15 protein-coding genes and 2 pseudogenes are annotated in these 24,969 nt (G+C 70.5%); 11 read left to right on the forward strand and 6 right to left on the reverse strand.

Going from position 1 to position 24,969, the window contains the following annotated elements:
• The first annotated feature begins 4 nt into the window (after positions 1-4).
• Entirely contained in the window at positions 5-1,075 is a 1,071-nt protein-coding gene (locus ACZ49J_RS05540; RefSeq protein WP_467448484.1) for a DUF2235 domain-containing protein, read from the forward strand.
• 5 nt (positions 1,076-1,080) lie between these two features.
• Here ACZ49J_RS05540 and ACZ49J_RS05545 read toward each other — a convergent pair.
• Positions 1,081-1,908 (reverse strand): annotated as a pseudogene (locus tag ACZ49J_RS05545) (glycoside hydrolase family 2 TIM barrel-domain containing protein); the annotation flags it as partial.
• A 54-nt stretch (positions 1,909-1,962) separates the two neighbouring features.
• On the opposite strand from ACZ49J_RS05545, the pseudogene ACZ49J_RS05550 reads away from it, so the two are divergent.
• Positions 1,963-2,757 (forward strand): annotated as a pseudogene (locus ACZ49J_RS05550) (IS481 family transposase); the annotation flags it as partial.
• On the opposite strand, the gene ACZ49J_RS05555 reads toward ACZ49J_RS05550, so the two are convergent.
• Positions 2,754-5,816 carry an alpha-mannosidase gene (locus ACZ49J_RS05555; RefSeq protein ID WP_467448483.1) on the reverse strand — a complete coding sequence of 1,021 codons (3,063 nt, stop codon included), beginning with the start codon at positions 5,814-5,816 and terminating at the stop codon, positions 2,754-2,756. The pseudogene ACZ49J_RS05550 and the gene ACZ49J_RS05555 overlap by 4 nt on opposite strands.
• A gap of 422 nt (positions 5,817-6,238) precedes the next feature.
• Here ACZ49J_RS05555 and ACZ49J_RS05560 point away from each other — a divergent pair, with 422 nt between their 5' ends.
• From ACZ49J_RS05560 to ACZ49J_RS05595, 8 genes are all read left to right on the forward strand, one after another.
• Entirely contained in the window at positions 6,239-7,882 is a 1,644-nt protein-coding gene (locus ACZ49J_RS05560; protein WP_467448482.1) for an ABC transporter substrate-binding protein, read from the forward strand.
• Between the two features lie 11 nt (positions 7,883-7,893).
• Positions 7,894-8,976 (forward strand): ABC transporter permease, encoded by a 1,083-nt coding sequence (locus ACZ49J_RS05565; RefSeq protein WP_467448479.1) that lies wholly within the window; start codon positions 7,894-7,896, stop codon positions 8,974-8,976.
• A 7-nt stretch (positions 8,977-8,983) separates the two neighbouring features.
• Entirely contained in the window at positions 8,984-9,913 is a 930-nt protein-coding gene (locus ACZ49J_RS05570) for an ABC transporter permease (protein ID WP_467448478.1), read from the forward strand.
• Complete coding sequence (locus ACZ49J_RS05575) at positions 9,906-11,006, forward strand: ABC transporter ATP-binding protein (RefSeq protein WP_467448476.1); 1,101 nt, start codon at positions 9,906-9,908, stop codon at positions 11,004-11,006. Before ACZ49J_RS05570 ends, ACZ49J_RS05575 begins: the two co-directional genes overlap by 8 nt.
• The gene (locus tag ACZ49J_RS05580; RefSeq protein WP_467448474.1) at positions 10,990-12,072 is read left to right on the forward strand and encodes an ABC transporter ATP-binding protein; all 1,083 of its coding nucleotides are present in this window, start codon (positions 10,990-10,992) and stop codon (positions 12,070-12,072) included. The genes ACZ49J_RS05575 and ACZ49J_RS05580 overlap by 17 nt, the downstream gene beginning before the upstream one ends.
• Positions 12,069-13,691: a hypothetical protein gene (locus ACZ49J_RS05585; RefSeq protein ID WP_467448473.1), complete on the forward strand. Its 1,623-nt coding sequence runs from the start codon at positions 12,069-12,071 to the stop codon at positions 13,689-13,691. Before ACZ49J_RS05580 ends, ACZ49J_RS05585 begins: the two co-directional genes overlap by 4 nt.
• A gap of 26 nt (positions 13,692-13,717) precedes the next feature.
• Entirely contained in the window at positions 13,718-15,790 is a 2,073-nt protein-coding gene (locus ACZ49J_RS05590) for an alpha-L-fucosidase (RefSeq protein WP_467448472.1), read from the forward strand.
• 96 nt (positions 15,791-15,886) lie between these two features.
• Positions 15,887-16,924 (forward strand): LacI family DNA-binding transcriptional regulator, encoded by a 1,038-nt coding sequence (locus tag ACZ49J_RS05595; RefSeq protein ID WP_467448846.1) that lies wholly within the window; start codon positions 15,887-15,889, stop codon positions 16,922-16,924.
• 201 nt (positions 16,925-17,125) lie between these two features.
• Here the strand turns inward: ACZ49J_RS05595 and ACZ49J_RS05600 are convergent, their stop codons facing one another.
• The 3 genes from ACZ49J_RS05600 to ACZ49J_RS05610 all read right to left on the reverse strand — a co-directional run bounded on the left by ACZ49J_RS05600 (position 17,126) and on the right by ACZ49J_RS05610 (position 21,254).
• Positions 17,126-18,325 carry an ROK family transcriptional regulator gene (locus ACZ49J_RS05600; protein ID WP_467448471.1) on the reverse strand — a complete coding sequence of 400 codons (1,200 nt, stop codon included), beginning with the start codon at positions 18,323-18,325 and terminating at the stop codon, positions 17,126-17,128.
• A gap of 116 nt (positions 18,326-18,441) precedes the next feature.
• Positions 18,442-19,656: an ABC transporter substrate-binding protein gene (locus ACZ49J_RS05605; RefSeq protein ID WP_467448470.1), complete on the reverse strand. Its 1,215-nt coding sequence runs from the start codon at positions 19,654-19,656 to the stop codon at positions 18,442-18,444.
• A 302-nt stretch (positions 19,657-19,958) separates the two neighbouring features.
• On the reverse strand, positions 19,959-21,254 hold the full coding sequence (locus tag ACZ49J_RS05610) for a DUF1479 domain-containing protein (RefSeq protein WP_467448469.1): 1,296 nt from the start codon (positions 21,252-21,254) through the stop codon (positions 19,959-19,961).
• Between the two features lie 287 nt (positions 21,255-21,541).
• On the opposite strand from ACZ49J_RS05610, the gene ACZ49J_RS05615 reads away from it, so the two are divergent.
• Positions 21,542-24,727, forward strand: coding sequence for a glycoside hydrolase (locus ACZ49J_RS05615; RefSeq protein WP_467448843.1), 3,186 nt, complete (start codon positions 21,542-21,544; stop codon positions 24,725-24,727).
• A gap of 76 nt (positions 24,728-24,803) precedes the next feature.
• On the opposite strand, the gene ACZ49J_RS05620 is transcribed toward ACZ49J_RS05615, so the two are convergent.
• The gene (locus ACZ49J_RS05620; RefSeq protein ID WP_467448468.1) at positions 24,804-24,962 is read right to left on the reverse strand and encodes a DUF6893 family small protein; all 159 of its coding nucleotides are present in this window, start codon (positions 24,960-24,962) and stop codon (positions 24,804-24,806) included.
• Positions 24,963-24,969 lie beyond the last annotated feature (7 nt).

The following is a 24,969-nucleotide window of genomic DNA, read 5'->3' on the forward strand; positions in this document are numbered from 1 at the left end:
CGCCATGGCCGAGGCACCCGCCGGAAGAAATCTCGTGATCTGTCTGGACGGCACGGGAAACCAGTTGAAGGCGAAAGGGAACACGAATGTGGTCCGGCTCTTCGAAATGCTGGACGTCTCCGATCCCGAGCGGCAGATCGCCTACTACGACCCCGGCGTGGGCACGTTCTCGGCTGCCGCTGCCTGGACCCCCGTCAGCCGCGCCCTGTCCAAGCTGTTCGGTCTCGCCTTCGGCTCGGGTCTGAAGACCAACCTGGCCGAGGCGTACACCTATCTGATGCGCCACTACGAACCGGGCGACCGCATCCTCGTCTTCGGGTTCAGCCGCGGCGCGTACACGGCACGGGCGCTCGTGGGCATGCTCCGGGCGGTCGGGCTGATGCGGCCGGGCATGGAGAACCTCGTCCCGTACGCCGTGTCCGTGTACGCCAAGAACAAGGACTGGGCACCGGACGACTGGGACCAACTCCACCGTTTCACCGGGGCCTTCTGTCATTCCGCCGACGGGCGTTCCGCGATTGAGGTGGAATACCTGGGCATCTGGGACTCGGTGAAGGCGGCGGGCATCCTGCGGTGGAACCTGCACTGGCTGTACACCCGCCGGATCCCGAACGTCCGCCGGGTCCGCCACGCCGTGTCCATCGACGAGAAGCGCCGACCCTACCGGGAGTACCTCGTCACCTCGGGAGACAGGGAGCGGCCCGTGCCCGACGCGGTCGAGCAGGTATGGTTCGCCGGGGTGCACTCCGATGTCGGCGGGACCTTCGAGGACGATCCCCGGCTCGCCACCATCGCCCTCAAATGGGTCGTGGACGGCGCCCTCGACGCGGGCCTCCGGCTGAAGCCGGGCGCGTACGCCCGCGAGTTGTGCCTCGCCCCCGAGCACGCCTTCGGCAAGAGGCACCGCACGGGCCGGATCTGGGCCCTGCTCACCTATCGGCGGCGTCGCCTGCCGGCGGATGCGCACGTCCACGCGAGCGTCGGTGCGCGAGTGGAGAGGGATCCGGCGTACGGGGCCCGCATCCCCGCCACGGTGACCTGGTCGGACAAGGACTGGCTGGTCGCCCACGGCTGAGCGCCTTACGAGCGCCTCGTGGTGGGCTGTCCTCGCAGGGTCCACGACCGGTGGTGGCGGCCCGGCCCCACCAGGTAGGGAGGGAGGGTGTCAGGGCCGCAGGACGCCGTGCCCACCGAGTACTCGCACAGGATCAGCGGCTTGGTCTGCTCACCCGAGGTGGCGTGCGCGACGATCCGCTCGATCGGCGGGTACATGGGGCAGACGATGCCGGTGGCTGGTCCCGGCCGGGACCAGCCGTCGGCGAGCGCTCCCTCGTACTGCAGCGGGCGGGTGGTGTCGTAGCGGCGCAGCCAGCCGGCCGCGGCGTCGTGATGGGGGCCGTAGCCGCTCTCGTTGCCCAGCGACCAGACGACGACGCTCGGGTGGTTCTTGTCCCTGGTCGCCATCCGCGCCACCCGTTCGAGGAAGTCGGCGCGGTAGCCGGGGTCGTGGGCGATCTCGTCGTAGTGTCCGTGGCTCTCGATGTCGGCCTCGTCCACCACGTACAGGCCGAGTTCGTCGGCGAGGTCGAGCAGCGCGGGATCGTTGGGGTAGTGCGAGGTGCGCACGGCGTTGAAGCCGAACCGTTTCATGGTCGTCAGGTCGGCGCGCAGGTCGGCCTCGGTCACGACGCGTCCGGTGAGCGGGTGGAAGTCGTGCCGGTTGACGCCCCGGAGGAAGATCCGCTCGCCGTTGACGAGCAGGTCCCGGCCGCGGATCTCGACCGTGCGGAAACCGACGCGGCAGCGCGCCCGGTCCACGACGGTGCCGTCGGGGCGGTGGAGCCGGAGTGTCAGTCCGTACAGCTCGGGGGTCTCGGCGGTCCATGCGCGAACGTCGGGGACGGTGGCGGTCAGGGTGGCCTGGCCCCGCCAGTCCTAGGCACGGCGGGCCTCGACGGGTTCCGGGACGAGCGGCCGGACCGTGCCCCGCGGGTCCTCGAGTTCCCCGGAGACGTGCCATCCCGCGGGCAGGAACCCGGCGGTGCACGGGCGTCGCTCGGTCCCGCCCGGCTGGGCCCGATCCTGCACATGCCCGCCTCCACCGTCCACCGCATCCTGCTCCGGCACGGCCTGAACCGCCTGTCCTTCCTGGACCGGCCCACCGGCCAGGTCATCCGCCGCTACGAACGCGAGCGGCCCGGCAAGCTGGTCCACGTGGACGTCAAGAAACTCGGCCGCATCCCCGACGGCGGCGGCCACAAGACGCTGGGCCGCCAGGCCGGCCGCGCCACACGCAACAGCATGGGCTTCGACTACATCCACTCAGCCGTCGACGACCACAGCCGCCTCGCCTACAGCGAGATCCACCCGGACGAGAAAGCCGACATCTGCGCCGCCTTCCTGCGCCGGGCCGCGGTCTTCTCCGCTGCGTCGGGCATCGACCGCATCGAGCGGGTCCTGACCGACAACGCCTGGCCCTACCGCAAGAGCTTCGCCCGGCGGCAGGCTCTGGCCGATTTCGGCGCGATGGGCAAGCTCACCCGCATCTACCGGCCGCAGACCAACGGCAAGGTCGAACGCTTCAACCGCACCCTGCTCGAAGAGTGGGCCTACCTGCGGCCCTACAACAGCAACACCGAGCACACCGACGCCCTGGCAGACTTCCTGCACACCTACAACCACCACCGCTGCCGCACCGCACTCGGCGGCCACCCACCGATCAGCCGTGTGAACAACGCTCCAGGTCAATACACCTAGGCGCGGGGCAGCCGCAGCGTGACGATCTGGAACGGCCTCAGGTCCAGTTCGACGGCGCCGTCCTCGCCTACGGCGGTGACCGCGGGCCGCGGTGGCCGGCCGGTCCACGGCCGTTCCAGCAGGTCCGTCTCCATCGCCCCGGCCGTGGCGAAACCGGGGGTGAGAACGCTCCGCGCGCGGCCGCCGTGCGCCTCGTAGAGCCGGACGACGACATCGCCGGAGCCGTCGTCAGCCAGCTTGACCGCCTCGATGACGGTGGCGTCGTTGTCCAGGGCGACCAGCGGGGCGGTCTCCGCGTCTCCGCGCACCTCACGCTCGGGCAGGTTGACGCGGTACCCCTCACGGACCGCGTCGCCGATCGTCGCGCCCGGCACGAGCGCGTAGCCGAGCCGGTGCACTCCCTGGTCGGGGTCGGGGTCCGGGAAGGTCGGCGCGCGCAGCAGCGACAGCCGCACGGTGGTGGTGACGCCTCCGTCCCCGCCGGTGTCCTCGTCCCGCCGCGTCCGCGTGACGTCGTGCCCGTACGTCGAGTCGTTGACGACGGCCACGCCGTAGCCGGGTTCACCCACGTGGATCCAGCGGTGGGCACAGATCTCGAACTTGGCCGCGTCCCAGGAGGTGTTGGTGTGCGCGGGGCGCCGCACATGCCCGAACTGCGTCTCCGAGGTGGAGTGGTCGGTGTGGACGTCGAGCGCGAACGCGGCCTTGAGGACCGTCCGGGTCTCCCGCCAGTCGACGGTGGTGTCGATGTCGAGCCGTGGCGAACCGGCGGCGAGCCGCAGCGTCTGCTCGACTCTCGACGACCGGAAGCGACGGACGACCTTCACGCTCGCGGCGGCCGGAGAGGCCTCGGCCGGCGTCACCTCCTGCGCGTCCGTCAGATCGGTGACGGTGTGGCGGTAGTAGTGGTCGATGTCCCACGCGTCGCCGTTGTTCGGCAGGTCGGGGTGGATCTGCAGCAGGTTGCCGTAGCCTCCCGGGGCGATCGCCTCGCGTCCCGTGGCGGCGTCGCGCACGGAGGTGACGAGGCCCCGGTGGTCGATGACGACACGTACCAGGCCGTTGTCGAGCACGTGGCCGTCCTCCGAGGAGCGGGCGGCGGTGACCGGCGGCGCTTCCGGGCGCCGGGCTTCCCGGCGGGCGCCTCCCAGCGCAGGCACCCCGTCCCGTGCGTGCGGGGCCGCGTTGAAGACCACGCTGCCGTCCGCCGAACCGTCACCGGCCAGCGCCCGCTGCGCCGCGCCGATGATGTCCTCCAACTCGGTCATGACCTCCCGGTAGGTGGCGCGGGCCTCGCGGTTGACCCACGCGATGCCCGACCCGGGCAGGATGTCGTGGAACTGGTGCAGCAGCACGGTCTTCCACAGCTGGTCCAGCCGCTCGTACGGGTAGGGGAACCCGCTCCGCACGGCGGCCGTCGCGGACCACAACTCCGCCTCGCGCAGCAGGTGTTCGCTGCGCCGGTTGCCCTGCTTGGTCGTCGCGACGGACGTGTACGTTCCGCGGTGCAGCTCCAGGTAGAGCTCGCCCAGCCACACCGGGGCGTTCGGGTAGTCGGCGCGGGCCTTGGCGAAGAACGCCGACGGAGGTTCGATCGCGACACGCGGCGACCCCTCCAGGTCGGCGAGGCGCCGGGCGCGGGCGAGCATCTCGCGGGTGGGTCCGCCACCGCCGTCGCCCCAGCCGAACGGCACCAGGGAACGGGTGGCCGAGCCCTTCTCCTGGAAGTTGCGCACCGCGTGCGCCATCTCCGCGCCGGTGAAGGAGGCGTTGTAGGTGTCGACCGGCGGGAAGTGGGTGAAGACGCGGGTGCCGTCGATGCCCTCCCACCAGAAGGTGTGGTGCGGGAACTTGTTGAACTGGCTCCAGGAGATCTTCTGGGTCAGGAAGTAGGTGGAGTTCGACAGCCGCACCAGCTGGGGCAGCGCGGCGGAGTAGCCGAAGGAGTCGGGGAGCCAGACCTCGTCGGTCTCGATGCCGAACTCGTCGAGGAAGAACCGCTTGCCGTGGGTGAACTGACGGGCCATCGCCTCGCCGCCCGGCATGTTGGTGTCCGCCTCCACCCACATGCCTCCGACCGGCACGAACTGCCCGCTCGCCACCTTCTCCCTGACCCGGGCGTACACCTCGGGCCGCTGCTCCTTGATCCAGGCGAGCTGCTGTGCCTGGGACATCGCGAAGACGAACTCCGGGTCGCGGTCCATGAGATCGGTGACGTTGGCCGTCGTACGGGCGACCTTGCGGACCGTCTCGCGCAGTGGCCACAGCCACGCCGAGTCGATGTGGGCGTGGCCGACCGCGCTGATCCGGTGGGCCGAGGAGTGCGCGGGCCGTGCCAGGGCCCCGGCGAGCACACCGCGGGCCTCGGATGCGGCCGCGTTCACGTCGCCGCGGAAGTCGAGGACGTCGACGGCGCGTTCCAGGGTGCGCAGGATCTCCCAGCGGCGGGGATCGTCGACGGACAGCTCCAGCATCAGCTGCTGCAGCACTTCGAAGTCCTGGACCAGCTCCCACACCTCGGTGTCGAAGACCGCCAGGTCCATCCGTCGCAGCCGGTAGAGCGGGTCGTCCCCGGCGGTGTCCCAGTCGCCCATGAGGCTCACCGGGCCGTCGATCTCCGGGTTCGACGAGGCCTCCAGATACAGCAGGATCTCCTCCCCGCCCCCGGCCTTGTCGGTGATCCGTACCCAACGGGTGCGCGGATTGAGTGACTTGACGGCCGTGGAGTCCGGGCGGTACACCAGCGCCTCGGCCTGGAAACCGGGGCCGGCGCCGGTGAAGCCGAGGTCGAGCACGGCCTCGACGGCCGACCCGGCCCAGTCGTCGGGCACGGTGCCCCGGACGCGGAACCAGACGGTTCCCCAGGGGCGCCCCCAGGCCTGGCCGGCCTTCACCGGCTCGTACGGCGCGGTCAGGCCCTCGGCCACCGGTACGGGTTCGCCGGGGGCGCTCCACGCCTGCACGTCCAAAGGCACCGACCGGGGGTGGATCCGCGGCCGGATCCGCTCCCGAAGTGCCTGCGCGAGCCTGGTCTCGATCAGGCTCCTGTCGTCATGCATGGGGATGCTCCCTGTGGCGTCGGAGGGTCACGGCCTGAGCGACTCCCCCAGTCATCGGATCTTTCTGAGGCTTACACCGAGACTGAGAGGTGTCAATGCCCGGCGGCCGCACAACTCCCCGGCCACGCCTGGCGAATGCCCCAGACTCCCGCAAGCGGTTTCCCCACACCCTTGCCACCTCGGCTTATCCAGGTTGCGCCAGGGGTGTTGACAACCGGCTGAACCCCGCCCATAGTCGGTTCGCAACGAAGCCCGTGAACGATCCCGGGATCGTTATCGGCGTGCGCCGCCCTTCCGGGCCCCGCACGGCTAGAGATCCGATGTATTCGTACCTTCTCCTTCTGGTCGGCCCAGCACATCCAGGCCACATCCCGCGTCGCGAAGAGCACGCCGAGAGTCGTACAAGCGTGGAAGGAACACACATGAGAAAGCGGCTGTGGCCGGGTGCCGTCGCACTCGGGCTGGCCCTGTCGCTCGGCGCCTGCTCGTCGGGCGCCACGAAGCAGACGCCGGGGGCCGCGGGCACGATCACCGTCGAGGCGCCCAACAGTGCCCCGACCTTCACCAACAACTTCAACCCGTTCAGCGCCTCGGAGACCGGACCGGGGCTGAACATCATCTACGAGCCGCTGGTCGCCACCAACCGCGCGAAGGGCGGCACGCTCATGCCCTGGCTGGCCAGGTCATGGGCCTGGTCGGACGGCGGCCGCACGGCGACCTTCACCATCCGGCCCGGTGTCACGTTCTCCGACGGCAACCCGCTGACCCAGCAGGACGTGCTCTACAGCCTCCAACTGCCCCTGAAGAACCCCAAGGTGGCCGGAGCCGACTACACCTCGGTCAAGGCGGTGGGGTCCGACAAGGTGGCGGTCACCTGGAAGGACCCCGCGTACCAGTCGCTGGTCAACATCAAGAACATCAACATCGTCGAGAAGAAGCTCTGGGCCGGCCGCAACCCGCTGACCTACGTGGACAAGAAGCCGGTCGGCACCGGCCCGTTCAGCATGAGGACGTTCTCGCCCCAGGCGGTCACGATGGCCTCCCGCGGCGACTACTGGGGCGGCAAGCCCGCCATGCGCAGTCTGCGGTACGTCGCCGCCACCAGCGCCAACGTCCAGACACAACTGCAGAACAACAGCATCGACTTCTGCACCTGCGACATCGACGCCAAGAGCTACATCGCCTCCGACCCCAAGAAGCACCACTTCATCATGGCGTGGGACGGGTCCGTGGTCTCCGTCATGCTCAACAACGCCAAGGCGCCCTTCAACGACGTCAACGTACGCCGTGCCTTCGCGAAGGCGGTGGACATCGAGGCGATCGCCAAGCTCTCCTCCAGCAAACTCCCCCTCACCCAGCCGCCCGCCAGCCCAACCGGGCTGTCGACCAAGACCTATGAAGGATGGATCGACCCCAAGTACCTGGCTCCGCGCACGCAGGACGTCGCCGCGGCCGAGGCGGATCTGCGGGCCGGCGGCTGGAGCGTGAGCGGCGGCGCGCTGACGAAGGACGGCAAGAAGTACCCGATCACCTATGTCGCCCCCAGCGACACGCCGTTCCTGAAGACCATCGGCCAGCTCGTGGTGCAGCAGATCGAACAGAGCCTCGGCATCAAGGTCACCCTCAACGGCGGATCCGGCGCCAACACCGGCTCCGACATCAACAAGGGCAAGTTCGACATGGCCGCCACCTGGCTGTCCCGCGGTGACAGCATGTACTACGCCCTCCAGCAGTTCGACGGGCGCCTCGCGCAGCCGCTCGGCACCGAGTCCGTCGGCGGCAACAACACCATGCGCTGGAAGAACGCGGAGTTCGACAGGATCCTCAGCCAGATCGCCGGGACGGACGACCAGTCCCGGATCAAGGCCCTCTCGAAGCAGGCCCAGGCAATCTTCGTGGACCAGGTGCCCACCATCCCGCTCTTCGCCTCGGGCGCGGCCGGGGTGGCCAGCAGCCTGCGGTGGACCGGATGGCCCGACGCCGAGAACCCGTCCTACCTCGCGAACACCGGGTCGGGCTCGGAGTTCATCACCACGCTCCTGCGCCTCAAGCCCGCCAAGGGCTGACGGGAGTCCCCATGACCGCCCCCTTGACCGCCGCGGACGCCGGCCTCGCCCCGAAAGGTGAGGCCGGGCCGGCCGACCGCCCGGCCCGCCGCCGGGGACGGCTGGGCTGGCTCGGCAGCCGCCTCGGCTTCTATCTCCTGGTCAGCTGGATCGCGATCACGCTGAACTTCTTCATTCCCCGGCTGATGCCGGGGAACCCGGCGAGCGCCATCCTCCAGGCGATGACCGAGCGCACCGGCACCCCGCCCTCGGCCGCCACCGTCCGCTCCGTCGAGCTGCTCTTCGGCAACCCCGACCAGTCCCTGTTCTCCCAGTACCTGGGCTACCTCGGCGAACTCGCCCACGGCGACCTGGGGTTGTCCGTCAGCCAGTACCCGGTGCCGGTGGCGGACCTCGTCAAGGCGGCGCTGCCGTGGACACTGGCCCTCGTCGGCAGTACCACGGTCATCTCGTTCGTCATCGGCGTGGGGCTCGGCATTGTCGTCGGCTGGCGGCCGGGGCGCCGCCTCGACACCGTGGTGACCCCGCTGTCGACCGTCCTCAGCGTCGTACCGTACTTCTGGGTCGCCCTGCTGGGCGTGTGGATCTTCGCCGTCCAGCTCGGCTGGGCCCCCGTCTCCGGCGGCTACCCCCCGGACAGCGTGCCCGGCTTCAACGCGGACTTCCTCCTGGGCACCCTGCACTACGGACTGCTGCCCGTCGCCACCATCGTGTTCTCCTGGTTCGGCGGCTGGGTGTTCGGCCAGCGCAACATGATGGTCACCACGCTCAGCGAGGACTTCGTCCTGCTCGCCCGGGCCAAGGGACTGCCCGGCTGGAAGGTCATGCTGCGGTACGCGGCCCGCAACGCGCTGCTGCCGAGCGTCACCAACTTCGCCCTCGCCATCGGCGGACTGGTCGGCGGCTCCCTGCTCACGGAGATCGTCTTCTCCTACCCCGGCATGGGATTCCTGCTGTTCGACGCGGTCTCCAAGCGCGACTACCCGACCATGCAGGCCGTGTTCCTGCTGATCACCCTCACCGTGCTGCTCGCCAACTTCCTGGCGGACTCGCTCTACGCGCTGCTCGACCCCCGCACCAGGGAAGTGAGGTGACGCCCCGATGACCAAGCGACTGCTGGCCGGCTGGAAGGTGCGGCTCGGCCTCACCGTGTTCGCCTTCTTCTGCGTGCTCGCCCTCGCCGGACCGTGGATGACGGAGCATCTGCTCCATCAGAGTGCTACAGCACTGGACCTCGACGCCGTCAGTTCCCCGCCCGGCGGGAAACACCTCCTCGGCACCACCGCGAGCGGACACGACGTCCTCGCCCAGGTCATCACCGGGGCGCGCGAGTCGATGATCGCCGGTCTGGTCGCCTCCGTGCTCGGCACCTTCATCGCCGTCGTCGTCGGGGTGACCGCGGGTCTGGCGGGCGGCGTCGTGGACTCCGCCCTCACCGGCCTGACCAACGTCTTCCTCACCATGCCCTCCTTCGCGCTGATCTTCGTGATCAGCGGCTACACCCAGGGCGCGGGCCCGGTTGCCATCGGCGTCATCATCGGCGTCTTCGGCTGGGCGGGCGGGACCCGGGCGCTGCGGTCGCAGACCCTGAGCCTGCGCGGCAGGGACTTCGTGCACGCGATGCGGATGCTCGGCGAGAGCCGCTGGCGGCTGGCCATGGTCGAGGTACTGCCGCATCTGACGGGCTGGATATCCGCCATGTTCCTCACCGGCTTCATCTCAGGCGTGCTGGCCGAGTCCAGCCTCGCCTTCCTCGGGGTGTCCAGCGCCTCCACCGTCAGCTGGGGCGTCATGATCAGCGAAGCGCAGCAGGGCAACGCCCTCATCAGCGGCATGTGGTGGTGGTTCGCCCCGCCGGGCCTGTGCATCGCGCTGCTCGGCGCCTCCGTCGCTCTGATCAACTTCGCGGTCGACGAGATCTCCAACCCGCGGCTGCGCGACGCCAACCGGGTCCTGGTGAAGCGGACGCGTCGGGCACGGCGGGCGAAGGAGCGGGACGCACGGCAGGCGAAGGAGATGACCCATGCCTGACGAGGACAACGGTGGCCGCACGACCCTGCTGGACGTACGCGGACTCACCGTCGAGTACGTCTCCGAACGAGGGGCCGTGCGCGCCTGCGACGACCTCTCCTTCACGGTGCGCCGCGGCGAGATCCTCGGCGTAGCGGGCGAGTCCGGCTCGGGCAAGTCCACCCTGATCACCGCCCTCACCCGGCTGGAACGGCCGCCCGCCGTGACCACGGCCGGCCAGATCCTCTTCCGCCCCCGGGGCGCGGCCGAACCCCTCGACCTGGTGGGCCTGACCGAGCGGGAGTTGAGGAGACTCCGCTGGCGGGACCTGGCCATCGTGCTGCAGAGCGCCATGAACGCCCTCAACCCCGTCATGCGGCTCGGTGCCCAGTTCACCGACGTCCTGCGCGAACACGACCGGGCACTCGGCCGCCAGGAGGCACGGACCCGCACCGGCGAACTGCTCGCCCTCGTCGGCCTCACCGCCGAGCAGGCGAACCGCTACCCGCACGAACTCTCGGGCGGCACCCGGCAGCGCGCCACCATCGCCCTCGCGCTCGCCTGCGGCGCCGACCTCGTCGTGATGGACGAACCCACCACAGCCGTCGACGTGGTGATGCAGCGTCAGATCCTCGCCAACATCCTGAGGCTGCGCGGGAGGCTCGGTTTCGCCGTGGTGTTCGTGACCCACGACCTGTCCCTGCTCGTCGAACTCGCCGACCGGATCGCCATCATGTACGCGGGCCGGATCGTCGAGGTCGGTACCGCCTTCGACCTCTACCACCGGCCCAGGCACCCCTACACCGAGGGCCTGCGGGCCTCCTTCCCTCCGCTGCGGGAACCGGTCCGCCGGCTCAGCGGCATCCCCGGCTCTCCGCCGGACCTGCGCGACCCGCCCTCCGGCTGCGCCTTCCACCCCCGATGCGCGCACCGGTTCGCGCCGTGCGACACCACGGTCCCGGTGCTCCATGACGTCGGCGGGCCCGGCGGGCCCGGTACGCAGCAGGCGGCCTGCCTGCTGCACACCGCGGCGCCGCCCCAGGACCTGCCACAGCCACAGCCAACGATCCTCCGGCGAGCACGGAAGGAGACCGACGATGCTGTCGGGTACTGACGACGGTGCAGCCGTGCGCGCCCACGCCGAAGGGCCGGACGCCGGCGCCGAACCACCGGTCCTGGAGGCCGCGGACGTCTCCATGCACTTCACGGTGCGCGCCGGCCTCGGCCGCACGACGACCGTACGCGCCCTGGAGCACGCCTCGCTGCGGCTGCGGCGCGGACGGATCGTCGCCCTGGTCGGTGAGAGCGGCAGCGGCAAGACGACCCTGGCCCGGCTCTTCGCGCTCATGTACACCCCGACCTCCGGTGAGATCCGGCTGCGCGGCGAGCCGGTCCGGCCACGCCGCGGCCGGGCGGCCCGGGAGTACTACTCCGAGGTCCAGATGGTGTTCCAGGACCCCTTCGCCTCCCTCAACTCCATGCACACCGTCCGCCACAACCTGGCGCGGGCGCTGCGCATCCACGGCCGGGCCGGCCGCGACGACATCGAGGAGCGGATGCACGACCTCCTGGAGCGGGTGAGTCTCACGCCCACCGCCGACTTCATCGGCAAGCTGCCGCACGAACTCTCCGGCGGCCAGCGGCAACGCGTGGCCATCGCCCGGGCCCTGGCGGTCGGCCCCAAGGTCGTCCTCGGTGACGAACCGATCTCCATGCTCGACGTGTCGATGCGGCTCGACATCCTCAACCTGCTGGCCGGACTCCGCGACGAGGAGGACATGGCTCTGCTCTACATCACCCACGACATCGCCGGTGCCCGGTACCTGGCGGAGGAGATCCACGTGATGTACGCGGGTCAGATGGTCGAGGGCGGCCCGGCCGAGGAGATCATCCAGAACCCCCAGCACCCCTACACCCGCCTGCTGCTCGACGCCTCGCCCGACCCCGCCCGGACCGTCACCGCGGGCGCCGGCGCCGGGTCCGTCTTCGCGGACGTCGAGGACTCCGGCGAACCGCCCAACCTCGCCGCCCCGCCGCCCGGCTGCCGTTTCCACCCCCGCTGCCCGTTCGCCACCGACGACTGCCGCGCGGAGTTCCCCGCCCGCACCGAACAGCCCACCGGCCAGTGGGTGCACTGCTGGCTGTACCCCGCCGGAACCCTCACAGGAGCACGATCATGAAGATAAGCCGCAGAACCCTCGGCAAGTCGGTCCTCGCCGCCTCCGCCGGGCCGGCCGTCGCGCCCTCCACCGCCGCCGGCGCGGCCGCCACCGTCCAGGAGGCCGGCTCCGCCGGGGCGACCGGGGCGAGCGGGGCGACCAGCACCGGAATCGCGTTGCCCAGGGGAACCGCCCTGCGCTCGCTTGACGTGATTCCGTCCTCCAGCCTCACCACCAACCCGGACCGGGTCCTGGTCGCCTGCCTCCAGGGTCTGGTCGCCAAGACGTCCCCCGAAGGCATCTTCATCGACGAGGGCGGTCCCGGGGCCCTGTGGAAGAACTACCTCCACACCACCTACGGGATCGTCCTCGACGACTCCTTCTCCACGTGGCAGCAGCTGCTGACCCGCTTCCAGAGCCATGTACGCGGTTACATCCGCTACGACATGACCGGCAACCCCGTCTCCCTCAACGTCGCCTCCTCCCTGAGCGGCCCCCTGAACGCCCTCGTCGTCGACCGGAGCCAGGAGAGCGCCGTCCAGGCCCTCGGCGTCACCCGTCTGCTGCTCGACGTCTCCGACAAGGACGAACACTGGGCCTACGCGACGTATCGGGGCCTGTTCGCCGACACCATCGCGGCGGAGCTGAACTCGACCGTCTACTACCACCTGCGCGACTACATCGCCCTGACGGACTCCTTCACCTTCTACGACGGGGTGACCAAGTGGCGCGCCGGCGTGCTGGGCGACCTGGGGCCCGCCGCCACGCTGATGGGATACGGCAACGACGAGACCGCGATGATCCAGCAGGCCTCGGAGGAGGGCGTCACCTCCATCCCCTCCGACCTGGCCCCCAACCTCTCGGTAATGAGCGGCATCCACAGCACCGACGGCCTGACCCAGAAGCCGCAGCCCGCCCCGGTGACCGCGGACAAGCACTACGTCACCTTCGTCATCAGCGACGGCGACAACGTGGCCTGGAACCTGTGGGGCCTGCACGAGTACTTCGCGAACCCGGTGCGCGGGAGCTTCGACGTGGGCTGGGGCATCAGCCCCTCCCTGGTCGACCTGGCCCCCGGTCCCCTGCGCTGGTACTACGAGAACGCCTCCGCCGGCCCGGGCCGGGACGACTTCATCGCCGGACCCAGCGGCCGCGGCTACACCTACCCGAGTCACATGACCGCCGACGCGCTCGAAGCCCACGCGGCGACTCTCAACGCGTACATGGGCGAGGGGGACCTGCGGATCTGCGAGATCCTCGACGACACGCCGGTCTTCAAGCGCTCCGACCTGTGGGCGCCCTATCTGCGGCAGCCCAACATCGACGCCCTGTTCTACTTCGGCCCCGGACCGAAGGGCTCCGGAACGAAGGGCGGCATCCGATGGGTGAACGACAAGCCCGTGATCGCACAGCGGGACGTCCTGTGGGCAGGCCTCACCGAGGAACCCGAGCTCATCGACCACATCAACCAGCGGCCCGCCGACCCGTCCTCCGCCGACGGCTACACGCTGGTCCTGGTGCACTGCTGGACGAAGAGCCTGACCGACGTGCGGACGGTCGTGGACGGACTGGGTCCCCACGTCGAGGTCGTTACCCCGCGCTCCTTCGTCCGCCTGATCAACGACAACCACGCCCAGTGAGCAGCCCCAGGGAATCAGGGAACCCCATGACCTCCGAACCCCCCGGCCCCTCCTCCCCCGCCCTCTGGGTCGCCGTAGGCCCCGGCGACAGCGACGACGAGCTGCGCCGCAAGGCGTCACTGGTCCGGCCGGCGCCCCGGCAGGTCGCCTGGCAGCGTCAGGAGCTCGTCGCCTTCCTGCACTTCGGCATCAACACCTTCACCGGTCTGGAGTGCGGAACCGGCCTGGACGACCTCTCGCTGTTCGACCCGGCGGAGCTGGACTGCCGCCAGTGGGTGCGCGTCCTCGCGGAGGCCGGCTTCCGGTCCGTGATCCTGACCGCCAAGCACCATGACGGGTTCGTCCTGTGGCCCAGCCGCTACACCGGTCACTCGGTGGCGGCCACGCCCTGGCGCGCCGGCCGCGGCGACGTGGTGCGTGAACTCGCCGACGCCGTCCGTGAGTTCGGCCTCGGCCTCGGGGTGTACCTCTCCCCCGCCGACCTGCACCAGACGCACGCCCCCGACGGCTGCTACGGCAACGGCAGCCCCCTGGTCGACTCGGTGATCCCCACCCTCGTGCCCGGCGACGACCGGACGGGCCGGGTCGAGTCGGGCGAGTTGCCGTCCTTCTCCTACGCGGTGGACGACTACAACCGCTACTACCTCAACCAGCTCTACGAGTTGCTCACGGAGTACGGGCCGATCAACGAGGTGTGGCTGGACGGCGCCGATCCGACCGCCACCAAGCAGAGCTACGACCACGACGCGTGGTTCGGCATGGTGCGCGCGCTGGCGCCGAACGCCACCTGCGCGGTCGGTGGGCCCGACGTCCGCTGGGTCGGCAACGAGAGCGGGTACGCCCGCTACAGCGAGTGGAGCGTCGTACCGCTGCGCGGCGAGCCCTCCGAGTTCGGGCAGACCACCGCCGTCGCGGAGGAGGAGCACGACCTGGCCGGCCCCGGCCCTCTGCGTCGGGCGGACTACCTCAAGTGGTACCCGGCCGAGGTGGACGTCTCCATCCGGCCGGGCTGGTTCCACCACACCTCCCAGGACGGGGCCGTGAAGTCGCTTCCCCGGCTGATGGACCTGTACCGGCACTCGGTGGGCCGCAACGCGGTGCTGCTGCTCAACGTGCCACCGGACCGGCGCGGCCTGCTGGCCGGCCCGGACGTGGCGCGGCTCACCGAGTTCGGCCGCGTCCTGCGTGAGGTGTACGGCCATGACCTGGCGGCCGGCGCCCGGCCGGCCGGGGACCCGTCCGGGAACGCGGTCGTCGTCGACCTGCCCGAACCGCGGACCTTCAACGTCGTCGGCCTCGGCGAGGACATCACACAGGGCCAGCAGGTCGGGGCCTTCGCCGTCGACGCACGGCTGGAGGGGGCCTGGACGCGGGTGGCGACCGGTACCACGGTGGGGCACCGGCGTCTGGTGTCCCTTCCCCGCCCGGTCACGTCCGACGGTGTGCGGGTGCGTGTCCTCGACGCGCGTGTCGCGACCGGGCTGGGAGTCTCCCTCTTCCTGGACCCGACCGTGCCCGAGCCCGTTGTCCACAGCTCCTTCGCCGAGGCCCGCGACAACAGGGGGATCAGCAGCGACGACGCGCCCCGGCTCGCCGACCTCGACGGCACCGGAATGAGCCTGTCCGCCGAGGCACTGGCCGCCGCCGGCGTGGTCCCCGGCGGCCCGGTCGCGCATGGCGGCCTGGAGTTCCGGTGGCCCGACGTCGCTCCCGGCGAGCCGGACAACGTGCGGGCCGACGGCCAGACCATCCGGATCGGCGGGTCGGGCTCCCGGATCGGTTTCCTGCTCGCCGGTACCGCGGACCGCAGCTTCGGGCCGGGACTCGCGACCTACACGGACGGCACCCAGCAGGAGATCCCGCTGCTGGCCCTCGACACCCTCGGCGAGGGCGACTACCCGGCCGCCGCGCAGACGGTCGTGTCGACGCCGTACCACAACCGGCCCACCGGGCGCGTGGACGAACCCGCCCGCGTGGGCTGGTGCGCGGCACCGATCGACCCCGCGAAGACGCTCGAGTCGATCACACTTCCCCGCTACGGAGAGGGGGCCAGTCCTGAGGAGCCAGGGGTGCACATCTTCGCCGTCGCGGTCGGCTGAGGCCGCGTTAGAGTGCTCGGACGGGCTGAATCCCCTGGTCCGGGCGGTCGCCGGAACGAGCGTGCCAGTGGCGTCGAGATACGAGGACGGTTGAGCGTGGTACCGGGCAAACAGGAGCGACTCGCTCGTCATCCGCTGAAGCGAGCGGGCCGAGCCACGATACTCGACGTCGCGAGCCTGGCCGGAGTGTCCCGGCAGACTGTCTCCCGCGCGATCAACGACAAGGGCGAGATCGATCCCGCGACGAAGGAACGGGTGCTCGAGGCGGCACGCTCCCTCGACTACCGTCCCAGCCGGCACGCCCAGGGCCTCAGGAGGGCCGGTTCGGTGATGGTCGGACTGATCATCTCCGATCTGGCCAACCCGTACTTTCCGGAGGTCGCGGCCGGAGTGCTGGAGTCGGCCAAGCCGCAGGGCTGGAACGTGACGGTGTGCGAGTCCCGCAACGACGCCGAGGAGGAGCGCGAGGCGCTCGACCTGCTCGCGCGGCAGGCGGACGCGATCGTCGGCTACTGCGACAGCGACGACGACGTACTGGCCCAGTACGCCTCCGGTCTGCCGGTCGTGCTCCTGGAACGGGCGCCGGACGAGACCCGGTTCGGGTCGGTGGGCATCGATTTCGCCTCCGGCATGCGGCAGGGCGTGGCCCATCTGACGGAGCGCGGGCACCGGCGGATCGGCATGCTGGACTGCGCGCTCCCGGGGACGCGCAGCCCTCGTGGCGACTACTTCCTCGCCGAGGCCCGGGCCCACGGGCTGCCGGTGGGCCCGGACTGGCTCGTCCCGTGCGGCGGCCACAGCCTGGCGGGAGGTGAGAGGGCCTTTGAGGCACTGCTGGAGCGGCATCCGGACGTCACCGCCGTCGTCGGCTTCAACGACCTCGTCGCGATCGGTGCCATGCGCGCCGCTCGCCGGCGCGGCCTGCGGGTGCCCGACGACATCGCTTTCCTCGGCATCGACGGGCTGACCCTGGGGGAACTGGTCGAGCCGGCGCTGAGCACCCTGTGCATCGACAAGCGCCAGGTCGGGCGCCTGGCCGTCGAACAGGTGACGGAGATGCTCGAGGGCAAGGAGCCCGCGGTGGGTGAGGGCGCCTGGGTGATACCGGAACTGATCGTCCGCGCCTCGACGTGACGCGCGCGCTCCGTTCGTTCCGTGTCCCTGCCATGCGTCGTCCTCGACGCGGGCCCGCTTCTTGTCCACCAGACACGGCCAGGGCCGCAGGGCGCTGCCGCGGTCCGGACGGGGTCGGTGAGGGCCCTCGGCGCCGGGCCCCGGCGGGGAGGCCATCGGGTCGCCCTGACCTGTCGGGCGCGGGTCCGGGCGCCCGGGCCCTCAGCTGTCGCCGGCGTTGCTGCGCAGGTCGGCGCGGGCGCGGCGCAGGGCGATGGTGAGGGCGCCGCGGAGGGGGGCGGCGTCGCCGAGGGCGCCGGACTCCACGGGCGGGGGCAGGGGGGCCAGCGCGTTCACGGCCTCGCGGACGGGGTCCAGCAGGGCGGGGTGGCTGCCGATGGGGCCGCCGAGCAGGACGAGTTCGGGGTCGACGACCGCGCAGACCGTGGCGATGGCCTCGCCGATGGTGCGGCCCTCCTGCGCGATGACGGCGCGGGCCTCCTCGTCGCCCTCGTCGGCGAGCCGGAAGATCTCACGGGCCACGGCGACGGAGTCCACGCTGTCGGTGCCCGGCAGGTGCCGCGGCCGGAAACCCGCGGCGGCGACGGCGCGGGCGAACCCCTGCCGGGCCTGGGTTCCGGGGGGTTCGGAGCCGACGCTGAGGTAGCCGATCTCCCCGGCGCCACCGCGTGCGCCCCGTACGAGCCGGTCGCCGACGACCAGCCCCATGCCCATACCGGCGCCGATGAAGACGTAGGCGAAGCTCTCGGCCTCGCGGGCGGCTCCGTGCCAGCGTTCGGCGACGGCGGCGAGATTGACGTCGTTCTCGACCAGGAGCGGGGCGTCGGTCAGCCCGGCCAGGGCTTCCTGGGGCTGGAAGACGCCCTCCGGGTAGGGGGTGTCCTCCAGCGGGATCACGGCGGAGGTCCTCGGGTCGACGGGGTTGGCCACCGACACGCCGACGGCCAGGGGCTGACCGTGGCCCACGGTGCCCTGCTCGATCGCCCCGGTGACCAGGGTGCGCAACTGCCGGGCGATGTGGTCGGGGTTGCGCGGCTGGGCGGGCTGGTGCGTGCTCTCCAGGAACGCGCGGCCGAAGAGGTCGGTGGCGCACACCCTGAGCTCGGTGGGATGCAGGTCGACGGCGACGACGAAGCCGGCGTCGGTGGCGACCTGGTAGTAGGTGCCGACCCTCCCCTGTCTGCCGCGCTGCTCCCCGGCAGGCAGGAGCAGCTTCATCCTCTCCAGCCTGCGCACCGACTCCGAGACGGTGGTCTTGGAGATGCCGGTCCGCTGCGCGATCTCCGCGCGGGTGATGGGCGCCTGCTCGAAGACGATGTCCAGCACGATCTGGTCGGTCAGTTCACGCAGCAGCGCCATGCTGGGCAGAGCCGAGCCCGCGAACCCCCGGCCGATCTCCATCACACCTCTTGTCGTCAGATGCCTCGCCGCCCCTGCGGGGGGGGACGGCGGGTGCCGCCCTCCAGTTGACGAGACTACGTCACCGGTGTGCCGGCCTCACTTCACGGACCCGGCGGTCAGCCCGCGGACGAACCAGCGTCCGAGCAGGACGTAGACGAGGGCACGGACTGCACGAGACGGTCACCGCGGAAGGAGGCGGCGGCCTGCCGCTGGTAGTCGGGGAGGGAGTCGACGGGCACGTCGGTGCGGATCGGCGTCGACCCCTTGGCCTTGTTGAAGGCCAGCTGCACGTCCTTCGAACCGATCGCGGAGGCCCACTTCAGCCCGAGCTCGCGGTGCTTGGCGTTCTCCGCCACGACGAAGGTGTCGACCACCAGGACGAAGGTGCCGTCGGTGCCGGGCTCGGGCACGTAGCCGAAGTCGGTCCCGTCCTTCGCGCCGGCCTTGACCAGCTCTCCATAGGCCCAGTCGCCCATGCTCATGACCGCGCAGTCGCCCGCGGCGAGCCGTTTGGTGGCCTGGTCCCAGGACAGCGCGGAGGCGTCCGGGTCGGCGTACGGCAGCATCTTCGAGAACAGCTCGGCCGCCTGCCTCACCCCCGGGCCCGTCCACGGGGCCTTGCCGGCGACGAGGTCGTTCCAGCCGTCGGCGCCTACCTCACCGAGCAGCGTGTTCTCGAACAGCTCGGCCGTGGCGAACGCGTCCTTGGCGCCCAGGCACAGGGGCATGATCCCCTTGTCCTTCAGCGTGCCCAGCGACCGCACGAACTCCTCCGGAGTGGTGGAGGCCGACAGTTCGACTCCGGCGCGGGCGAGGAGCTTCTTGTTGAACCACAGCACATTGCCGCGATGCGCGCCCGTGGAGACGCCGTAGATCTTGCCCTTCCTGCTCACGGACGTGACGAGTTCCTCCGGAACCACCTTGGAGAGGCCGTCCTTCTCGTACACGGAGGAGAGGTCGGTGAGGAGATCGGAGTCGAGGTACTGCTCGATCGCCTCGCCGGGGTGGGTCTGCCAGGTGTCCGGCGGGTTGTTGCCCTGAAGGCGCGTCTGCAGGACGGCCTGGGCGTTGCCTCCGCCTCCGCCCGCCACCGCTCCGTTGACGACCTTGACTCCGGCGTTCGCGGACCTGAAGCCGGCGATGAGCTCCTTGAGAGCCGCGTCCTCCGACCCGGAGGTCCACCAGGAGAAGACCTCCAGTTGCCGGGCGTCCGATCCGCCCCCGCTGGACGTGCTGCTTCCGCCGCCACAGGCGGACACGGCTGCGAGGGCTCCCGCCGTCGCTGTGGCGAGCAAGTATCTGGTTCTGCGGACACTGCTGCGGACACTCATGCGGCTCTCCTTCGAACTCGCTCTCCGCGCCTGACGCGGAAGGGGAATGTCCGGGCGACCGGCGCTTCTTCAGACATGCCGGTCGGCCGGTGGGGCTGAGGGCAAGGGGGGCGGCCCGTCCCCGGGGAAGGTCCCGGAGGGTGCGGGCACTCCCTGGGGAGGATTAGTCAGGGAGGTGACCTGACCAAAGAGGCCTGGAAGCCAACAGTGGCGACCTGTGCCGACAAGACCCGGGACGCAGATCTCCGAGCGGGCCCTGGCGGCCGGCGAACACCAGGGCCCGTTCCCGCCCGGGGGCCGCCTCAGTGCAGGCCGAGTCCTCGGCGGCCGGTCTCGTTGAGCTGGTCGAAGGTGAAGCGGCCGGACCAGCCGCGCTCGTAGTGCTCGTCCGGGAAGTCACTCGGACTTGAGCCGGTGGCGAAGGCCTCCAGAACGTGGGCCGCGTACTCCTCGTTGCGCGGACACCAGGGGGCGGCGGGGATGTACATGACGTTGCCCCAGCCCTTCTGGTCCGTCACGGGCGCGACGCTGTGGATCATGTCGCAGTGCCACCAGACGGAGTCCCCGGCCCGCACGTCCGGGATGCCGGTGAGCGCCGCCATGAGCAGCGGATGCCACTTCTCGTTCGCCGGGAAGACCCGGTTGACCGTGACACCGCACATGTCGTCCTCGGGGACGTCGGACAGCAGCGGCCGCAGCATCAGGTACGCCATCGACTCGGGGATCGGGACGGTGTGCAGGACGCCCTGGTCGTGGTCCATGTCGGACAGCGCTGTCCAGCCCTGGAACGTGCGGAAGGCCGAGCACATGGTCGACCCGGGGTACTGCGGCCCCTGAGTGCGGTGCGAGGCGTCCCAGGGGTCGTACTCCTCGACCGTGCCGTCGAACAGGTGCCGGAACGCCCGCTGGTACCCCTGGGTCATCCACAGGTCGAGGTTGCCGGGGTCGGAGTGCGGGCCCAGTCCGCCCGAGTCGGTGCCCGGCGGGCGGCGGCGGATGCGGTCGGGATACATCGCGTCCCGGCCGGGGTCGAACCACCGCGTGCCGCCGGACTCGTGTTTCCAGAGGGAGTTGAGGAAGGACTGGACGCGGGCCATGCGGTCGCTCTGACGGGCCTCCATCTGGGCCGTCGACCAGTAGATCGGATAGATCTCGGGTTTGGAGCCGACGGTGCCGAAGAAGTCGTCACCGGGGCCCGAGTACTTCTCGAAGAACTGGTTGCGCTCCACGTAGTCGACGATGTCCGCGTCCCAGCGCAGGGCCTGCTCGCGGTCGAAGTGCCCGCGCACGACCAGGCAGCCGCGCCGCCTGAGCTTCTCGAGCTGTTCACGGGGCACCGTGCCGTTCGCGATCTCGGCGTAGTCGATGACGGGCCAGACGGTCTCGCCGTGCCCTTTCTCCGCGGCGATCTCGGCCACCCGTTCGGCGATCTGCCGCTCCACTACGGCGAACACCTCTTCCACGCTCCGGCCCGACGCTTCGATACGGGCGCGCAGCGCGGCCTTGGTCTGGCGGATCGCGGTGGGCAGGTCCTCGGGGATGCTCTCCCAGTGAGGGAGGGCGGCGTGCACGCCCTCCCCGTCGGCGGTGAAGGTCATACCGAACCCCCTTTGGTCAGGTCTCCTTACTTGCCGGGGAACCTAGCATCCACCATCCGTTTTCAGACAGGGCTCCTGACTAAATAATCTCGCCCACTCCCGCACACACTCGCTCAGCCGGCACGACAGCGAGAGGCCCGCGACATTCGAGCCACACCCCGCTCGACGCCTTGACGTGTTCACATCTGTCATCAAGCATCGGGGGGCTCGATGGCTTCTGCTCGATTCTGTTCGCCTCTGTGTTCCGGAGTGTTCTGGAAGGGAGTGCCGTGTCCAGCCGACATCGCATGATCCGGGCGTTGGCCCCAGCAGTTCCCCTGGTGCTCGGCGCGGGTCTCGTCGCCGTACCGGCCGCCGCCGGCCCGGCCGCCGCCGCGGACGCGGCGCCTCGGAGCGCGGTCACGGTACGGATAGACCCGTCCTACCAGCAGCGGGAGTTCGAGGGATGGGGCACGAGTCTCGTCTGGTTCGCCAACGCCACGGGCGGCTATCCGGACCTGATCCGAAGACGGCTCGTCGACATGCTGTTCGGTGAGGACGGTCTCGCCCTGAACATCGCCCGGTACAACATCGGCGGTGGCAACGCGCCCGACGTCCGCAAGGACTACATGAAGGCGGGCGCGACCATGGAGGGCTTCTGGAAGGCCCCCGAGGGAACCACCCGCGAGGACATGGACTGGTGGGACCCGAACAACGAGGACCACTGGAACTGGGACGCCGACGCGGGCCAGCGCTGGTGGGTGGACCAGGTCAAGAAGAAGGTCACCCGCTGGGAGGCGTTCAGCAACTCGCCGCCGTGGTTCCAGACGGTCAGCGGGTACGTCTCCGGGGGCTTCGACGCGAGCACCGACCAGATCCGGGCCGACCGCGTCGACGACTTCGCCACCTATCTGGTGCGGGTGACCGAGCAGTTGGAGAAGAAGCACCGCATCAGGTTCGACACCATCGACCCCCTCAACGAGCCCAACACTTCCTACTGGGGCACCCAGATCGGAGCGGACGGCCAGCCCACGGGCGGACGCCAGGAGGGCGCGCACGCCGGGCCGGAGCTCCAGCAGAAGGTGGTCCTCGCCCTCGACAAGGCGCTGGACGGAGCGAAGACCCGCGCCGAGGTCTCCGCCATGGACGAGACCAACCCGGGCATCTTCACCCAGAACTGGAACGCCTACGGCACCGCCGCCCGTGACGCCGTCGACCAGCTCAACGTGCACACGTACGGCACGGGCATGCGCACCAGCGCACGCGACATCGCCAAGGGCGCCGGCAAGAAGCTGTGGATGAGCGAGGTCGAGGGCACCTGGGGCACGGGCACCGACTTCACCAGCATGGAGCCGGGGCTCGGCATCGCCACCCGGATGGTCGACGACATGCGTGAACTGGAGCCCTCCGCCTGGGTGTTCTGGCAGCCGGTCGAGGACGCCATCCCCCAGGCCGCGGCCGGCAAGAACTGGGGCAGCATCCACGTACCGTTCAACTGCACGGCCGAGGACACCCTGGAGACCTGCCCGATCCGGACCAACTCGAAGTTCCACACCATCCGGAACTTCACCCATCACATCCGCCCCGGCGACCACTTCGTGAAGGTCGACGACCCCTCCAGCGTCGCGGCCGTCGGCAAGTCCGGCCGTGCGGCGACCGTCGTCCACGTCAACAGCGGCACCTCCGCTCGCTCCGTGACCCTCGACCTCTCGCGCTTCGGCAAGGTTACGCCCAAGGCCACGGTGACACCCGTGGTGACCAGCGCGGACGGCGCCCTCGTACGCGGCACACCGGTCCCGGTGACCGGCCGGTCGGCCACGCTCTCCGTTCCCGCGAAGTCGGTCACGACCTTCCTGGTCAAGGGCGTCAGCGGCGTGGCGAAGGACGCCGCCCTCGTACGACCCGGCCATGTGTACCGGCTCCAGGGCGCGCAGAGCGGCAAGTCGCTGGCCCCGTCGGCCGACGGCGGCGGCGTCGTCATCCGCACGACCGACGCCGGCAGCGCCGAACAGCTGTGGTCCATCCGGCAGTTGACGCACGGCACGGACCACCGCGAACGCTACGCCATCACCCACGCCACCACCGGCAAGCGGCTTGCCGTGCGCGACAACCAGGCGGTCCTGGAGGCCCCGGACGCGCAGGACGGCAAGGTCGCCCAAGCCGCCCAGTGGATCATGTCGACGACCGGCGACAACACCTGGACCTTCGTCAACGCCGCCACCGGCCGCCTGATCGACGTCACCGGACAGTCCACGGCGGACGGCGCCAAGGTGTCGACGTACACCCCCACCTCGGCGGCCAACCAGCGCTGGGCCGTGACCGACGAGACGGTGCTGCGCACCGAGCCTGCCGAGGCGTTCACCGTCCCCGGCCTGGCACCGAAGCTCCCGGACACCGTGACGCCGGTGTTCCGGGACGGCGCCCGGGGCTCCCTGCCCGTGGTGTGGAACCTGCCGCCCGACCGGGAGTGGCACAAGCCCGGGACCGTGCGCGTCACGGGCGAGGCGACCGACCCCCTCGGGCGGAGGATCCCCGCGAAGGCGGTCGTCACCGTCGACACGATCGTCTCGACCCTCCCCGGCCGCGCCAAGACCTACGTGGGAGGGAAGCCGGAGCTGCCCGCCAGGGTCGTCGGCGTCGGCAGGAACGGCGGCAGAGCGGATCTCCCGGTGACCTGGAAACCGGCACCGGACGGGGCGTTCACCAAGGCCGGGGTCGTGACACTGCCCGGCGTCGCGCAGGTCGTCGGCGGCAGCACGGCCGACGCGTCCGTGCGCGTGCAGGTCACCGAACCGGTGGAGACCAACATCGCGCCCGGCGACGGCGTTTCGGTCGACGCCACGTTCACCGAGAGCGGCTACTCCGCGGAACGCCTGCGCAACGGCGACCTCTCCGAGAAGGCCTGGTCCAACTGGAAGCCGGGGAACAAGAACCCCTCCGACACCATCACCTTCACACTGCCCGCTCCGCGCGACCTGGACCGGGTCGTGGCCCACTTCCACCGGGACGGGGCCAACACGTCCTTCCCCGGGAGCCTGAAGGCACAGGTACGCGAGGCCGGCGACAGCACCTGGACGGATGCGAGCGGCACCGTCGAGGTCGGGACCGAGGGCACCCCGGTCGTCGACGTCCCGCTCGACGCGGGACCGGCGACCGCGGTACGCGTCGTCATGACCGCACGCCAGGGCGGCTACATCACCATGAGCGAGATCGAGGTGTACGCCAGGGCGCCCGGCGTCTCCCCGGACGCGGCGGCCGCGTCCATCGAGGTGGACGGCGTCCCCGTCACGGCGTTCGACCCCGGTACGACCGACTACCGGGTCCGCACCGACGACCCGGGCCGGAGCACGGTCACGGCGACGGCACGCGACCCCTACGCGAGCGTCGCGGTCGACCGGAGCACCGACGGCCGCCGGACGCGGGCCGTGGTCACCGTGACCAGTGAGGACGGGTCACAGACGCGGACCTACCGGATCGACCTCGTGCGCCGTTGAGGCCCGGCCGTCACAGGACATCGGGGCGGGGAGCCCGGGCCGGGCTCCCCGCCCCCGTCACCATCCGCTGCCCCGCTCACATCGACTTCAGCTTGAAGTAGCGGCGCGCCTCCGGCAGTTCGGTCAGGGCGATCAGGACCAGGACGGCAGTGACGGCTCCGACCGAGGCCCTCACGACGCGGGAGGGAATGAAGAGGCCCTTCTTCCTCATCCTCATGGCGGATTTCATCCTCATGGCAGAT

This window comes from Streptomyces sp. NPDC030840, from assembly GCF_055572015.1.

Coding starts and splice junctions, on each gene's coding strand:
- ACZ49J_RS05615 (WP_467448843.1), top strand. CDS start 21,542: ATGATCCGGGCGTTGGCCCCAGCAGTTCCCCTGGTGCTCGGCGCGGGT.
- ACZ49J_RS05605 (WP_467448470.1), bottom strand. CDS start 19,656: ATGAGTGTCCGCAGCAGTGTCCGCAGAACCAGATACTTGCTCGCCACA.
- ACZ49J_RS05575 (WP_467448476.1), top strand. CDS start 9,906: ATGCCTGACGAGGACAACGGTGGCCGCACGACCCTGCTGGACGTACGC.
- ACZ49J_RS05580 (WP_467448474.1), top strand. CDS start 10,990: ATGCTGTCGGGTACTGACGACGGTGCAGCCGTGCGCGCCCACGCCGAA.
- ACZ49J_RS05555 (WP_467448483.1), bottom strand. CDS start 5,816: ATGCATGACGACAGGAGCCTGATCGAGACCAGGCTCGCGCAGGCACTT.
- ACZ49J_RS05570 (WP_467448478.1), top strand. CDS start 8,984: ATGACCAAGCGACTGCTGGCCGGCTGGAAGGTGCGGCTCGGCCTCACC.
- ACZ49J_RS05600 (WP_467448471.1), bottom strand. CDS start 18,325: ATGGAGATCGGCCGGGGGTTCGCGGGCTCGGCTCTGCCCAGCATGGCG.
- ACZ49J_RS05590 (WP_467448472.1), top strand. CDS start 13,718: ATGACCTCCGAACCCCCCGGCCCCTCCTCCCCCGCCCTCTGGGTCGCC.
- ACZ49J_RS05585 (WP_467448473.1), top strand. CDS start 12,069: ATGAAGATAAGCCGCAGAACCCTCGGCAAGTCGGTCCTCGCCGCCTCC.
- ACZ49J_RS05540 (WP_467448484.1), top strand. CDS start 5: ATGGCCGAGGCACCCGCCGGAAGAAATCTCGTGATCTGTCTGGACGGC.
- ACZ49J_RS05560 (WP_467448482.1), top strand. CDS start 6,239: ATGAGAAAGCGGCTGTGGCCGGGTGCCGTCGCACTCGGGCTGGCCCTG.
- ACZ49J_RS05620 (WP_467448468.1), bottom strand. CDS start 24,962: ATGAGGATGAAATCCGCCATGAGGATGAGGAAGAAGGGCCTCTTCATT.
- ACZ49J_RS05565 (WP_467448479.1), top strand. CDS start 7,894: ATGACCGCCCCCTTGACCGCCGCGGACGCCGGCCTCGCCCCGAAAGGT.
- ACZ49J_RS05610 (WP_467448469.1), bottom strand. CDS start 21,254: ATGACCTTCACCGCCGACGGGGAGGGCGTGCACGCCGCCCTCCCTCAC.